At 44.0% G+C, this 13,928-nt stretch carries 14 protein-coding genes; all 14 read left to right on the forward strand.

All coding sequences use genetic code 11. From position 1 onward, the window contains the following. The 14 genes from pseB to pseG are packed head-to-tail and all read left to right on the forward strand — an operon-like array spanning position 1 to position 13,766. Positions 1 to 1,005, forward strand: coding sequence for a UDP-N-acetylglucosamine 4,6-dehydratase (inverting) (gene pseB, locus KKG35_11590; GenBank protein MBU1738769.1), 1,005 nt, complete (start codon positions 1 to 3; stop codon positions 1,003 to 1,005). Beyond that, the gene (gene pseC / locus KKG35_11595) at positions 1,002 to 2,174 is read left to right on the forward strand and encodes a UDP-4-amino-4,6-dideoxy-N-acetyl-beta-L-altrosamine transaminase (GenBank protein ID MBU1738770.1); all 1,173 of its coding nucleotides are present in this window, start codon (positions 1,002 to 1,004) and stop codon (positions 2,172 to 2,174) included. Before pseB ends, pseC begins: the two co-directional genes overlap by 4 nt. A gap of 13 nt (positions 2,175 to 2,187) precedes the next feature. Next, on the forward strand, positions 2,188 to 3,264 hold the full coding sequence (locus KKG35_11600; GenBank protein ID MBU1738771.1) for an N-acetylneuraminate synthase family protein: 1,077 nt from the start codon (positions 2,188 to 2,190) through the stop codon (positions 3,262 to 3,264). Positions 3,265 to 3,284: 20 nt separating this feature from the next. Beyond that, positions 3,285 to 4,442: an N-acetyl sugar amidotransferase gene (locus tag KKG35_11605; GenBank protein ID MBU1738772.1), complete on the forward strand. Its 1,158-nt coding sequence runs from the start codon at positions 3,285 to 3,287 to the stop codon at positions 4,440 to 4,442. 22 nt (positions 4,443 to 4,464) lie between these two features. Beyond that, positions 4,465 to 5,112, forward strand: a complete 648-nt coding sequence (hisH, locus tag KKG35_11610) for an imidazole glycerol phosphate synthase subunit HisH (protein ID MBU1738773.1) — start codon at positions 4,465 to 4,467, stop codon at positions 5,110 to 5,112. Next, positions 5,076 to 5,837 carry an imidazole glycerol phosphate synthase cyclase subunit gene (locus KKG35_11615; GenBank protein ID MBU1738774.1) on the forward strand — a complete coding sequence of 254 codons (762 nt, stop codon included), beginning with the start codon at positions 5,076 to 5,078 and terminating at the stop codon, positions 5,835 to 5,837. The genes hisH (KKG35_11610) and KKG35_11615 overlap by 37 nt, the downstream gene beginning before the upstream one ends. Then, complete coding sequence (locus tag KKG35_11620) at positions 5,834 to 6,391, forward strand: GNAT family N-acetyltransferase (GenBank protein ID MBU1738775.1); 558 nt, start codon at positions 5,834 to 5,836, stop codon at positions 6,389 to 6,391. The genes KKG35_11615 and KKG35_11620 overlap by 4 nt, the downstream gene beginning before the upstream one ends. Continuing rightward, positions 6,388 to 7,089, forward strand: a complete 702-nt coding sequence (locus KKG35_11625) for an acylneuraminate cytidylyltransferase family protein (protein ID MBU1738776.1) — start codon at positions 6,388 to 6,390, stop codon at positions 7,087 to 7,089. The genes KKG35_11620 and KKG35_11625 overlap by 4 nt, the downstream gene beginning before the upstream one ends. Next, positions 7,086 to 8,102: a Gfo/Idh/MocA family oxidoreductase gene (locus KKG35_11630; GenBank protein ID MBU1738777.1), complete on the forward strand. Its 1,017-nt coding sequence runs from the start codon at positions 7,086 to 7,088 to the stop codon at positions 8,100 to 8,102. The genes KKG35_11625 and KKG35_11630 overlap by 4 nt, the downstream gene beginning before the upstream one ends. Then, positions 8,099 to 9,415, forward strand: a complete 1,317-nt coding sequence (locus KKG35_11635; protein MBU1738778.1) for an aminotransferase class III-fold pyridoxal phosphate-dependent enzyme — start codon at positions 8,099 to 8,101, stop codon at positions 9,413 to 9,415. Before KKG35_11630 ends, KKG35_11635 begins: the two co-directional genes overlap by 4 nt. A gap of 26 nt (positions 9,416 to 9,441) precedes the next feature. Further along, the gene (gene hisH, locus KKG35_11640) at positions 9,442 to 10,068 is read left to right on the forward strand and encodes an imidazole glycerol phosphate synthase subunit HisH (protein MBU1738779.1); all 627 of its coding nucleotides are present in this window, start codon (positions 9,442 to 9,444) and stop codon (positions 10,066 to 10,068) included. Further along, on the forward strand, positions 10,065 to 10,901 hold the full coding sequence (locus KKG35_11645; GenBank protein ID MBU1738780.1) for an imidazole glycerol phosphate synthase cyclase subunit: 837 nt from the start codon (positions 10,065 to 10,067) through the stop codon (positions 10,899 to 10,901). Before hisH (KKG35_11640) ends, KKG35_11645 begins: the two co-directional genes overlap by 4 nt. 11 nt (positions 10,902 to 10,912) lie before the next feature. Next, a complete protein-coding gene (locus tag KKG35_11650; protein MBU1738781.1) occupies positions 10,913 to 12,178 on the forward strand; it encodes an N-acetyl sugar amidotransferase in 1,266 nt (421 codons plus the stop codon). 1 nt (position 12,179) lies between these two features. Further along, on the forward strand, positions 12,180 to 13,766 hold the full coding sequence (gene pseG, locus KKG35_11655; protein ID MBU1738782.1) for a UDP-2,4-diacetamido-2,4,6-trideoxy-beta-L-altropyranose hydrolase: 1,587 nt from the start codon (positions 12,180 to 12,182) through the stop codon (positions 13,764 to 13,766). Positions 13,767 to 13,928: the final 162 nt, after the last annotated feature.

Genomic DNA, 13,928 nt, shown 5'->3' on the forward strand with positions numbered 1-13,928 from the left:
ATGTTTAACGATAAATCTATTCTTATAACTGGTGGCACAGGATCCTTTGGTAAACAATACACACGCACGATTCTTAGCCAATATCAACCTAAAAAACTGATCATATATTCTCGCGACGAACTTAAGCAATTTGAAATGGAGCAGGACTTTAATAAGGACTGCATGCGGTATTTTATTGGTGATGTTCGAGATAAAGAAAGGCTTGTGCAGGCAATGCAGGGGGTTGATTTTGTTATCCATGCCGCTGCACTTAAGCAGGTGCCTGCTGCAGAATACAACCCCATGGAATGTATTAAGACCAACATTCATGGTGCTGAGAATGTTATTCAGGCAGCTCTTACAACTGAAGTCAACAAAGTAATAGCGCTTTCGACTGATAAGGCAGCCAATCCCATCAATTTATATGGTGCGACAAAACTTGCCTCTGACAAGCTTTTCGTAGCTGCCAATAATATTGCAGGTGGACATCGTACACGTTTTGCCGTTGTACGCTATGGTAATGTTGTTGGGTCTCGTGGTTCTGTTGTGCCATTTTTTCGAAAACTCGTTGGCGAGAAAGCCTCTTCTCTACCAATCACAGATGAGCGTATGACCCGTTTCTGGATTACACTTCAGCAAGGTGTTGATTTTGTATTGAAAAATTTTTCCCGTATGCGGGGAGGGGAGATTTTTGTCCCGAAGATCCCGTCAGTGCGCATTATTGATCTAGCCAAGGCTATGGCCCCTGATATTCCAATCAGGATTATTGGTATTCGACCAGGGGAGAAGATACACGAGGTGATGTGCCCATCAGACGATTCTCATCTTACCCTGGAATTTAGTGATCACTTCGTATTACGTCCATCAATTACATTCACAGATCACAATAATAACTATTCACCAAATAAACTTGGAGAAGAAGGTCAGCCGGTGGAACAAGGGTTTGAGTATAACTCGGGGAAAAACGAACATTTTTTAAGCGAAGTTGAGATTCAGGAAGTTAACCATCTTGCAGGAATAGATTGATCCCTTACGGTCACCAAGATATCTCTGAAACCGACATCCAAAATGTCGTTGAGGTTCTACGCTCAGACTTCCTCACTCAAGGACCGGTTATCCCAGTATTTGAAAAAGCTGTGGCAGCATATTGCGGCTCTCGGCATGCCGTTGCGGTGAATAGCGCCACAAGTGCTCTACATATTGCATGTCTCGCATTAGGGGTCGGAAGAGGGGATTCTGTCTGGACTACTCCTATCACTTTTGTAGCAACCGCAAACTGCGCCTTGTATTGTGGGGCGGATGTCGATTTTGTTGATATTAACCCGCATACTAATAATATGAGCGTCGAATGTTTGTCGAAAAAGTTGGAGGAGGCTGAAGTAACTGGTCGTTTACCGAAAGTAGTTATTCCGGTGCATTTTTGTGGCCAGTCGTGTGAAATGGAGGCGATAGCCTCACTAGGTAAACGCTACGGGTTCAATATTGTTGAGGATGCATCACATGCCATTGGTGGGCGTTATCGTGATGAGCCCATTGGGAGCTGCTGCTACAGCGATATTACGGTATTTAGTTTTCATCCGGTAAAGATCATTACTACGGGTGAGGGAGGGATGTTGCTCTGCAACAACGATGATCTTGCTAGGCGGATGCAGTTGTTGCGAAGTCATGGGATTACCCGTGATCCTTCGGAAATGACGCATTTTCCTGATGGCCCATGGTACTACCAGCAGATCGTATTGGGTTTTAATTACCGGATGACAGATATACAGGCGGCTCTTGGTATGAGCCAATTGCAACGCTTGGATGAGTTTGTTTTGAAAAGACATGACATCGCTAAATGTTATAATGAATTATTTGCAGAGTTGCCCCTGATGATTCCGGCATGCCTGCCTGACAGCTTTTCTTCGATGCACTTGTATGTGGTCAGACTTCAGTTGGCTGAAATTGTAAAGAGCCAACAAGAAGTTTTTGACGCATTGCATTCTGCAGGTATTGGCGTAAATTTGCATTATATTCCGGTTTATCGGCAACCATATTATAAGAGTTTGGGTTTTACTGCCGGTTATTGTCCTGAGGCGGAACGATACTACATGGAAGCAATAAGTTTGCCTATCTACTCTTCGATGAATCGTCAACAACTTGATTTTGTTCTTTTTACCGTGAAGCAATTATTTGAAACAATCATAAAAAAATGAGCCAGAACCTATGATGCAACCTTCAAAGCATATACGATTAGGGGAAAAACAGATTGGAGAAGGATTTCCGGTTTTTATCGTTTTTGAGGCCGGACCGACCCATGATGGAATAGATACGGCAAAAAAACTAGTCGAAGAGGCCGCAAAAGCTGGTGCTGATGCTGTAAAATTTCAGTTGGTTGACCCTGTTCGCTTAGTGCCTGACAGGAAACAGCTTTTTTCCTACCAGATTCTTGAGGAAAGAGGCGGGGAAGCAATGCGAACAGTTACGGAACCTCTTTACGATATCCTCTCCCGGCGAACACTCACTCGTGAACAGTGGGCCGATGTCAAAGCCTACTGTGACAGTTTGGGTATAGTGTTTTTTTCCACTGCTACATTTAAGGATGAGGTTGAATTTCTGGCAGAACTTGGTTGTGAGTCCATTAAAATCTGTTCAGGTGATGTTGATTATCTTCAGTTTATTGATTATTGCGCCAGGAAAAATGTCAGCCTGCAATTTGATACCGGGAATGCCACTTTGGGAGATGTTGAGCGTGCTGTTGATGTGGCATTAGCCGCCGGTAATGATAAGCTTATCGTCCACAACTGTCCTTCCGGTTATCCTGCAAGGCTTGAAAGCATCAACCTTCGAATGATTCTCACATTAAAAACCATGTTTGACTGTCCGGTGGCTTTTTCTGACCATACTCCTGGATGGGAAATGGACATTGCTGCTGTCGCTTTAGGAGCAAACCTTGTAGAAAAGACAATTACCTTAGATCGTTCCACTCCTAGCGTTGAGCATCTTTTTTCAATTGAACCCAAGGAGATGCAGCAATTTGTATCTCATATAAGGGATTTGGAGGTCGCTCTTGGCCATCCGCGGAGAATCATGTCTGATGAGGAGAGAAAAAAAGCTTCAGCAGTTCGGAGGAGCATGATCGTATCGCATGATCTCAATCCAGGTGATGTGATAACTGAAGAGTGTATTGATTTTGCCCGGCCTGGTTTTGGGATCAGGCCGGAAATGAGTCATCTGATTTTGGGGAGAAGGTTGAAAAAAGAAATAAAGGCTGGTTCGTTTGTTGGCCTTGATGATATCGATTGAACATTTAAAGGAGAGTTTTTATGAAGCGATGTTCCAATTGCTGTCTTCCCGAGACACAGGACAGTATACGTTTTGATGAAAATGGTGTGTGTACCGTCTGCAACCAGATAAAAGTCAAAAAAGAAAAAATTGATTGGGATCAGCGTAAAGAGTGGCTGTTGAAACTATGTGAACGCTTTAGAGGGAAGCATGGTTATGACTGCATTGTGCCATTTTCCGGAGGAAAGGACAGCACATACACTCTCTGGTACCTGGTAACTCAGCTAAAACTCAAGCCGCTTGTTATTTCCTTTGATCATGGTTTTTATCGTCCCCAACATCTGGAAAATCGTGAACGGACTTTGAAGAAGCTACATTGTGATTTTGTCAGTTTCAAAGCGAGTTGGAAGATTGTGCGCGAACTGATGCTTGAATCTCTCCGGCGTAAGGGGGATTTCTGCTGGCATTGTCATTGTGGAGTATATGCTGGTTCAATGAGAATGGCTGTTGAAAAAAAGATTCCTTTGATTTTTTGGGGACAACCTGACGCTGAGTATGGAAGCTATGGGTATAGTTACGAGGAAATTCAGGAAGTTAATGAAAGACAATTTAACAGGTTTGTAAATCTAGGGATTACTGCAGAAGATATGGTTGGCATGCTCCCCGAATGGGTTGAACTCAGGGATCTCGAGATGTTTCGGTACCCGAAACTTGAGGAAATCCAGAAACTCGGAATCGTATCTGTCCATCTCGGGAGCTTCATCCCCTGGGATCCTCGGAAGATGGGGGGGGTCATTCGCGATGAACTCGGTTGGAAGTGGAATACAGTTGAAGGAATCCCCGAAGAATATGGCTGGGAAAAAGTTGAGTGCATGTTTACGGGAATTCGTGATTACCTCAAATATATCAAACGTGGTTTCGGGCGCACCACCCATCTGGTTTCGATTGATATTCGGGAAGGACGAAAAAATCGTGAAGAGGCAATGGAACTTATAGACGAATTTGACGGAAAGAGACCTGCAAGTCTTGATCTTTTTCTTGAACTGACCGGTATTAATGAAAACGAGTTCATGGAAATAGCAATGTCCCATGAGGTTGTACCTTATAAACATGACCCGACCAAAAAATTACCTGCTGAGCCATTAGGTGATCAACATCTATGGCGAAACCTTTTAGGCATTGATAGGCAATCGGCTTGAAAGTTTATCAGGGTAGGGTTTTATGATAACTGTATTAGATACCGGTCTGGGAAATTTATTATCTGTCACCAAAGCACTGGAGAAAGTGTCTTGTGGTCGGAAGGTGTTGGTGTCTGATCGGGCGGCGGACTTGGAAGATTCTTCACATATCGTGTTGCCGGGTGTTGGTAATTTCCGTGTTGGAATGCATAATCTCCGTGAAATGGGGCTAATTGAGCCGCTTCGAAAACAGGTTCAGGAAATCAAAAAACCATTTCTTGGGATTTGCCTCGGTATGCAACTGCTGGTAGAAACAGGAGAAGAATCTGGTGAGTGTGAGGGCTTAGGGTTTATTGAAGGGAAGGCGCGTCGGCTTGAAAGTAATGGGCTGCCTCTGCCACATCTAGGGTGGCATGATTTGGAAATTTCAGAACATAAAACTCTTTTTAACGGTGTTTTGTCAGGCCAGGATTATTATTTTGTCCATAGCTTTGTTTTGGATTGTCCTGAAAAATATGTTTCAGCATATTGTACATATGGAGAAAAGTTTGTTGCCGCCGTTCATCATGAAAACATTTTTGGAGTCCAGTTTCATCCTGAGAAGAGTCGTCAGGCGGGACTGGATCTATTTTCCAATTTTCTACGGGAAGAGGAATGCTCAAAATCCGTGTGGTTCCTGTCCTCTTGTTAAAAGATGGACGGATGATAAAGACAAAAAAATTCCAGTTTTATCGTGATACAGGCGACCCTAATCTGACTGTTCGTGTTTATGATGCTCAGGGAGCAGATGAATTGCTGTTCCTGGATATTTCCGCAACGGTTGAAGGTAGAGGCCAACTATACAGCCTTGTTTCACAGAGTGCGAAACAATGTTTTATTCCGATAACAGTCGGCGGGGGTATCAGAAGCGTCGAAGATGCTCGAAGAACTTTTTCTGTTGGAGCAGATCGGATCAGCATTTCTACTGAAGCCGTTGTTCGACCGGAATTTGTTAATGAGCTAGCTGAGACATTTGGTTGCGCGAATATTGTAGTCTGTATCGATGCTAAACTTGATCATGATGGTAGGTACCTTGTTTCATCTCATTGTGGTACTAGGTTGTCAAATAGGGATCCGGTTACTTGGGCAGGTGAAATGGCGGAGCGTGGAGCAGGTGAGATATTACTGCATTTTGTGGACCGTGATGGCATGATGAACGGATATGATTTGGAGTTATTGGAACAAATTACTAGGGTTTCCAGAATACCGGTTATGGCATTGGGGGGAGTTGGCACCTTGCAGGATTTTCTGGACGGAGTCAAAATAGGTAAAGCATCTGCAGTGTCAGCCGCAAGTATTTTTCATTTCACGGACCAGAGCCCTATTAAAGCACACAGTTATTTATATGACCGAGGAATACCGGTTTGCCTGGCATGACGAATAATGAGTTTTTACATATTTCCGGGTCTGGCATGCAGTTGGTGTCTTTGACGACTAGACATGTTAGCAAGTCATACGTCAGCTGGTTAAATGATCAGGACGTTAACAAGTTTTTAGAAACCCGCCATTCAGTCCAGAATTACGAAACCATTTGTAAATACATAATGAGAATGGCTTCGATGCCTGATGTCTATTTTTTCGCCATTTTTTTAAATGGTAATCAATTTCACATCGGCAATATAAAGTTGGAAGTGAATCCGATCCATAAACGTGGTGAGATCTCTTTGGTCATCGGGGAGAAAAGTTGCTGGGGAAAGGGTTTCGGTACCGAGGCAATAACGCTGATCAGGAATTTCGGATTGCATGACCTGCAGTTAAACAAACTTACCGCCGGCTGTTATTCCAACAATCTCGGTTCTGCCAAGGCATTTGAGAAAGCTGGATTTAAACGCGAAGCAGTGTTGTCAGATCATTATTGGACAGGCGATCAATGGGTTGACAGATGGTGTTATGCCTTTTGGGCAAATAATTCTCTCGCTGAGAACATATGAAAAAACAATCAGAGTCAAATATAGCTTTCATCCCAGCTCGTGGTGGATCAAAGCGTTTGCCAAAAAAAAATGTGATTGATTTTATGGGCCGACCAATGTTCGTCTACACCGTTGAATCAGCTCTTGAATCTGATCTTTTTGGAAAGGTTGTTGTTTCTTCTGATGATGATGAAATTCTGTCAATTTCAGAAGCAGCTGGCGCAGAGATCTCTGTGCGACCTCCTCATTTGGCAACTGATGAAGCTTCTGTTGTTGAGGTTTGCCTTGATCTGTTGGAAAACGAACGTGTTTCCGGAAGATTATGGAATGTAATGACCTGCCTTTACGCAACTGCGCCTTTAAGGGGGAGTGAAGATATAAGGAAAGTAGTAGAACTCATTGTTCCGGGAGAGTGTGAATTTGCAATGGCCGTGAGTCGTTATCATTTTCCGCCACAACAGGCTCTTACACGGGACAAGAAAGGGTTTCTTGTTCCGATGTGGCCAGACCTGGTAGCGAAACGTAGCCAGGATATCCCCTCGCTGGTAGTAGATAATGGTAGTACATATGCTACACTTGCCAAGGCATTTTTGCAGGAGAAAACTTTCTACGGGACAACACTTAAAGGAGTTGAGATGTCATGGGATAAGTCTGTAGATATCGATACACTAGCTGATTTGGAACTGGCATTATATTATGCATCAAAAGGAATAAGATGAAGATCCTGGTAGTAGGATGTGGTTCAATAGGTCGTAGACATGCTGTCAACGCCCGAAACTTCGCCGATGTTTCCCTAACGGATATTGACTCAAACACACTGGGAAAGGCTTCAAATGATTTGGGTATTAGAGGGTTCAAAACTCTTGAAGATGCTCTTTCTAATCATCCGGACGCTGTTGTTGTGGCGACCCCGCACCATAATCATCTCGAAGTTTCTTCGGCTGCAATAAATGCCGGATCACACGTGTTGATAGAAAAGCCCATATCGAACTCTCTCGATGGTGTTGAAAACCTCCTTACTCTCGCAAAAAAACAGGATCGACGAGTGCATGTAGTATGTAACATGCGATTTCATCCCGGAGTATCTGCCATTAGGGACCACCTTGCGGACGTTGGTCATGTCTATTTTGCCCGTGCACAATACGGTAACTGGCTCCCTTCGATGCGCCCAGGAGCTGACTATTCTCAACTTTATTGTGCCCGTAAAGAAACTGGGGGAGGGGTTATACTCGATGCCATTCATGAAATTGATTATCTGCAATGGCTTTTGGGGCCTGCAGATTCTACGATGTGTCATGCAGACAAGCTTTCCAATCTGGATGTCGATGTCGAAGACTATGCCGCTATCGTATTGGTCCACACAGGAGGTGCCAAGAGTGAAATTCATCTTGACTATTTGCAAAAGATAAAAATGCGAGGTTGTGTGATTGCTGGTGAGCACGGGACCTTGATCTGGCAGAGTGAAGGGAAAAAACCTGAAAAATGCACGGTCCGTTTTTATAAAGAATCAACAGCACAGTTTACGACTCTGGTTGATTTGGATGATGTCGATCTGAATGAACCCTATCGGAAGATGATGGAGAGTTTTGTTGCTTCTGTCTCGGGAAAAGATATCCCGGACCTGTTGGGAGGAAAAGAGGCATTGATTGACTTGAAAGTTGCTCTTGCTGCGAAACTTTTTTCTGAAAAACACAGAACTATGAAGATTGACAATTTTGGTGAAAATAGATGAGTTTGAGCTTAGGCTTATCAAAGCGTTATGAAAAAAGTGAAGCTCTTTTGAAAAGAGCCGAACGTTGTATTCCTCTTGGAACACAGACTTTCTCCAAGAGCTATCTTCAGTCTCCTAGGGGCGTGTCGCCACAGTTTTTAACAAAAGGCAAAGGTGCCCGGGTCTGGGATGTCGACGGCAACGAGTATGTTGACATGGTTTGTGGATTACTGCCAGTTATTCTTGGTTATTCGGATCCGGATGTCGACCAAGCAATTCGGGATCAGCTTGCAAGAGGCATCTCCTTCAGTTTGGCGACAGAGCTTGAGATTCAACTCGCCGAAAAACTTACAGAGATACTTCCATGTGCCGAGATGGTTCGTTTCGGTAAAAATGGTTCTGATGCAACCTCTGCAGCAGTTCGATTGGCACGTGCAGTGACTGGCCGTGACAGGATTGCCTGTTGTGGATATCATGGATGGCAGGATTGGTATATTGGAACTACTGTCAGGAATAAAGGGATTCCTGATGCTGTATGCAAGTTGACTCATCGCTTCCCATACAACGACCTAGATGCTCTTGAACGACTGCTTGTCTCTCATCCCAAGCAATTTGCCGCCGTTATCATGGAGCCCATGAATGTTGATTGGCCAGCTGAAAGTTACCTTCCTGGAGTGCGGGAACTGGCCCATAAACATGGAGCGCTTTTTGTTCTTGATGAAATTATTTCTGGTTTTCGTTTTGCAATGGGGGGAGCGCAGGAATTATTTGGTGTAATCCCGGATCTGGCTGCTTTCGGAAAATCAATGGGTAACGGCATGCCAATTTCCGTTATTGCTGGGAAAGCGGAATACATGCGTGTTATGGAGGATATTTTCTTTTCGTTTACCTTTGGCGGCGAGGCTCTTTCTCTGGCAGCAGCACTTGCCGTTATCGATAAACTTGAAAGAGAAGATGGAATTGCCCGTTTACGCATGAAAGGCGAACGTTTGAATGATGGAGTCCGTGATCTGATTCAGGAAGTGAAAATGCAAGACTATATTCAACTTAAAGGGCATCCCTCGTGGACGATAATTGAGTTTTCAGACCATCCTCTTGCAAGCAAGGAAGCAATGAAGACGTTGTTCATTTTGGAAATGCAGAAACAGGGGGTGCTGATTCGTAGTAGTCATAATATCTGTCTGGCTTTAACGGAAGAAGACGAGACGCATGTTGTTTCCGCATGGGAAAAATTTTTACTGGTTCTTGCTGAGGAGCTGGATAAAAAACATGATATACCCCTGGAAAACAGACTTGGTTGCGACCTGGTTCGTCCTGTTTTTTCTGTTAGATAGATAATTTGAGTTAGAGGAATATCTTGATGGGTAAAATAGCTATTATTGACTACGGATTGGCGAATATTATGTCCGTTTATAATGCGATTACATGTTTCGGTGTTGATCTTTTTGTGGCGGAAAGAGGAGACCAGCTTCACGAAGCTGAAAAAATCATTTTGCCGGGAGTTGGTTCTTTCGATGCCGGTATACAGGGGCTCAAAAATCGAGGACACCATGAAGCACTGATGAAGTTGGTACGTGAGGAAGGACGACCATTTCTAGGAATATGTCTTGGCTTGCAGTTTCTGTTTGAAGGAAGCGCCGAGGGGGGGGGAGAAGGTTTATGCTGGTTTCCCGGACGATGTGAGCGATTTCCTTCTGGGGAGAGCAAACCAAAAGTCCCTCATATCGGATGGAGCGATGTCGAGATTGTCCAGAAAAAAAGTCGCCTGTTTGCAGAATTGTTGCCCCCGGCGACCTTCTATTTTGTTCACAGTTATTATGCACCTTTTAATGAAACTGTTCGTAATATCGCTGCTGCTACTTGTGAGCATGGAATCAGGTTCACGGCGGCTATAGAGCATGAAAATATTTTTGCGACACAATTTCATCCGGAAAAATCTCAGCTGGCAGGTATGAAGCTTCTTGAAACCTTTGTGGAGGGGATATGACCAAGCATCGTCTGATCGCCACTCTCCTTGTTAACAACGGTAACGTCGTACAAACTCGTAAATTCAAACGAACTAATATGGTGGGCAGTGCTTTTACCGCGGTTGATTTTTTTAATGGGTGGACAGTTGACGAAATCGTAGTTCTAGAGATATCCAACTCTCTTTCTTTTACCTCACGATTTATCGATATAGTCCATAATCTTTCACGCCGGTGTTTTGTTCCGCTCACTGTTGGCGGAAAAATTGTCGACCTGGAAATAGTCAGGATTTACACCCGGGCAGGGGCCGACAAGGTTGTTATCAATACCGGAGCCGTGCAGAACCCTAATTTGATTACGGAAGTAGCCGAGAATTTTGGAAGCCAATGTGCGGTTGTGTCCATTGACGGGATGAGAAATCCTGCCATGCAATCCGGCTATGAAGTGTATATCGATAACGGGCGAAAGCCGACCGGTTTGGATCTTCTCACCTGGGCACGAAAGGCGACTGAACTCGGGGCAGGGGAACTTATGGTAAACTCTGTTGAGTTTGATGGTGACAAACGTGGTTATGATCTTGATCTGGTTCGACAAGTTTCAGGGGCGGTGAACGTACCGGTGATTGCTATGGGAGGGGTGGGACGTTGGCAGGATCTGGTGGATGGGATCAAGCAAGGGAATGCCGATGCGGTCTCTGCCGGGAACATTTTTCATTACACAGAACACAGCACGAAAAAAGCTAAGGAATTCATGGCAGATGCAGGTGTTTCGGTACGATATAGCGCTTTTTACAAGATCAATATGCCTCGACGTCCAGCCTATGAGCCATATTTGCATCACAACAGTAATCTTTAGGAGAATTAATAATGGAATATTGTAAAAGATGTGTTTATCCGGCTAATGCTCGTCCGGGAATTGTTTTTGATGACGAGGGGGTTTGTTCCGGTTGTAGGCTGATCGAAAGCCGTCCCGAAATAGATTGGACATCGAGAGAGAAAATTTTGCATGATATACTTACAGAGTACAAAATGAAGCAACGAGAAAAAGGCAATCCATACGATTGCATCATCCCTGTTTCCGGTGGAAAGGATTCAACTTTTCAAGTATGGCTTCTACGGACCAAATATCAGATGAATCCATTGCTTGTTACGTATAACCATACTTTTAATACACCTCTGGGTCTGCGCAATCTGACAAACCTTGTTGAAAAAATGGATTGCAATCTTCTGCGGTATACAACAGCTCCAGGTTCAGCCAGACGTTTGGCGCGATACATGTTGGAAAAAGTTGGAGATATCACTTGGCACTATCATGCAGGAATCATGACGTTTCCTAGTCAGGTCGCAGTTAAATATGACATCCCATTGGTTGTTTGGGGAGAAGAAGGTTTTAGTGAGCTTGTTGGCATGCACAACCAGGATGATTTTGTCGAATTCACAAAGAAAAAACGTCAAGAGCATTCCATGCGTGGTTTCGAGCCTGAAGACCTGTTGCATGAAGCTGGCAGCCCCTTGACAACCTACGATTTGGCGCCGTTCTATTATCCTAGTGAAGAAGATTTGGAAAGGGTTGCTGTGCGTGGGATTTACCTTTCCAACTTCATTTCCTGGAACGCTCGGCAACAAACAGAATTCATTATCAAAGAACTTGATTTTGAAACTGCTCAGACCCGAGAGAGGACTTTTAACCTCTATGACAAGCTTGATGATCTCCATGCCAATGGTCTCCACGACTATCTCAAGTTTTTGAAATTTGGCTATGGTCGGGCTACAGACGACGCTGCTACGGAAATCCGGCATGGTCGGATGACCCGTGAGGAGGGAATTGCCATGGTGTTGAAGTATGACCATGTACGACCAAGCGATACTGATGTGTTTTTGAAAGCTGTAGATATGACAGATGAAGAGATCTTTAAGATTATCGAACCGATGCGAGATCCGTCGATTTGGTCACGCGGGGACGATGGCACTTGGATTCGTAAAGATAATATCGGTAATCATGTCACAGATTCTGGCGTTGATAAGGTTCGACGCCCACTGAAGGAAGACAGTCATCCATTTATTAATTCACCGGAAAAAGTGAGTGCTCATTGTCAGCCTTCAGGCCAACAAAAAGAGTATGTGCTGATGTGAGATGGAAAAACTGATTGTATTTAGGGTCGATGCAACACCGTCTCTTGGAGTTGGTCATGTCAGACGATGTATGGCAGTTGCAGACAGTATGCAAACTGAAGGGCCGATTCTTTTTCTTTGTCGTTGGGTTACGCCAGCAATAAGAGAGGAGCTGACGAATTCAGGCTATGTTGTCTTGCAAATTGAGGGTAGTGGGAAATCCCAAGACAAGTTGCTTGACGATGAGATTGGCTGGGTAAGAATTAATTGGTACGACGATGTTAAGCAATGCAAAAAAATGTTGGCGGGTTGGGGGAAGGCAGACTTGCTAGTGGTTGACCATTACGGTTTGGATGCTCGATGGGAAAGAGCAATGAAAAACTCTGCTGACCTTGTGTTGGCAATCGATGATCTTGCAGATCGTCGGCATGACACACAAATGCTTTTAGATCAGACCCCAAAGAGAAGTATTACTGATTATGTCAATTTAGTGCCCGAAGAATGCCTTGTTTTGTGTGGTGTAGAGTATGCCTTGGTAAACAATCGAATCTATCGCCTCCGGACCCTGGCTGAAAACCGTCGGAACAAAATAAAATCTCCAAGAAACCTTCTGGTGTCGCTAGGAGGAACTGATCCCACAAATCTGAATAGTGTTGTGCTTGACGCAATTTCCAAATTGCCTTTTAGAAGTGAATTGAAAGTAAACGTTGCTTTGACATCTAGCGCACCTAAACTGGAAAAACTTAGAGAAACTGTCGTTCGGCTAGATTATGACGTTAAGCTTTGTGTTGACGTTGTTGATATGGGTGCCTTGATGTTGAATGCTGATTTGGCAATTGGTGCATGTGGAGGTTCAATATGGGAAAGAGCGGTACTTGGATTGCCAACAATTTCCCTTGTGAGTGCGACTAATCAATATAAAATAGCTGAAATAGTGCAGAATTCGGGCGCAGTAATGTTATTAAACACAACGACAACACCTGTCACGCCGTCGATGATTGGAGAAGCAATTTCCTCGATCTGGGAGGACCCGAGTATCCTTTACAAAATGAGCTTGGCGGCTTTTAGGCTTTGTGATGGTCTTGGAACACTGCGGCTGGTTGAAGAGATGGCTGCTCGTGAATGTCGCAAAAGAGCAGAAAAAGATTTTCTGGAAATTCAAGTCCGAAATGCCATTGGATCAGATGAGTTTAATGTCTATATGTGGCAAGGTGGCGTAGGGTCGCGTCTTTTTGCCAGAAATACAAATGTACCAATGTTACAGGAACACAAAGAGTGGTTTCGAAATACTTTGTGCGACCCAAATCGAAGGTTAAATATCATCGAGTATGAAGGCGTTCCGGCGGGAATTATTCGTTTAGATAGTATGAACAATAAATCCGTTTTTGAAGTATCGATTTTGGTGTCCAAACCCTTTCAGAAGCTTGGCTTGGGCCGACATGCTTTGAATTTGACAAAACAGATAAAAGATGTACAAGAACTCCGTGCCTATGTAAAACAAGACAACTGTGCTTCACGAAAACTTTTTGTTGGGGCCGGATTTGTGAGGGAAAGTGATGATTGGTATGTTTGGCGCAGAAGGTCAATATCTACGATGAGTATCTCTTGATTGAGTGCTAAGCCGATTTTCAATAACTCAACTTTCCGGGTTGACTCAACATGCTGGATTTTCGGCCATTGTTAAGGATAAAGTGCTGCTTGTTTGGATGAACTCTATGGCAGCACCCATGATTGCATCAAGCATGGCAACAATTACATCTTCTGCAAATTC

Source organism: Pseudomonadota bacterium (assembly GCA_018823285.1).
In the GTDB taxonomy this organism is placed as follows: Bacteria; Desulfobacterota; Desulfobulbia; order Desulfobulbales; family JAGXFP01; genus JAHJIQ01.

Bases quoted from the DNA above. Each gene is read 5' to 3' on its own strand.
- pseB (MBU1738769.1), top strand. From the start codon at position 1: ATGTTTAACGATAAATCTATTCTTATAACTGGTGGCACAGGATCCTTT.
- KKG35_11600 (MBU1738771.1), top strand. From the start codon at position 2,188: ATGCAACCTTCAAAGCATATACGATTAGGGGAAAAACAGATTGGAGAA.
- KKG35_11605 (MBU1738772.1), top strand. From the start codon at position 3,285: ATGAAGCGATGTTCCAATTGCTGTCTTCCCGAGACACAGGACAGTATA.
- hisH (MBU1738773.1), top strand. From the start codon at position 4,465: ATGATAACTGTATTAGATACCGGTCTGGGAAATTTATTATCTGTCACC.
- KKG35_11615 (MBU1738774.1), top strand. From the start codon at position 5,076: ATGCTCAAAATCCGTGTGGTTCCTGTCCTCTTGTTAAAAGATGGACGG.
- KKG35_11620 (MBU1738775.1), top strand. From the start codon at position 5,834: ATGACGAATAATGAGTTTTTACATATTTCCGGGTCTGGCATGCAGTTG.
- KKG35_11625 (MBU1738776.1), top strand. From the start codon at position 6,388: ATGAAAAAACAATCAGAGTCAAATATAGCTTTCATCCCAGCTCGTGGT.
- KKG35_11630 (MBU1738777.1), top strand. From the start codon at position 7,086: ATGAAGATCCTGGTAGTAGGATGTGGTTCAATAGGTCGTAGACATGCT.
- KKG35_11635 (MBU1738778.1), top strand. From the start codon at position 8,099: ATGAGTTTGAGCTTAGGCTTATCAAAGCGTTATGAAAAAAGTGAAGCT.
- hisH (MBU1738779.1), top strand. From the start codon at position 9,442: ATGGGTAAAATAGCTATTATTGACTACGGATTGGCGAATATTATGTCC.
- KKG35_11645 (MBU1738780.1), top strand. From the start codon at position 10,065: ATGACCAAGCATCGTCTGATCGCCACTCTCCTTGTTAACAACGGTAAC.
- KKG35_11650 (MBU1738781.1), top strand. From the start codon at position 10,913: ATGGAATATTGTAAAAGATGTGTTTATCCGGCTAATGCTCGTCCGGGA.
- pseG (MBU1738782.1), top strand. From the start codon at position 12,180: ATGGAAAAACTGATTGTATTTAGGGTCGATGCAACACCGTCTCTTGGA.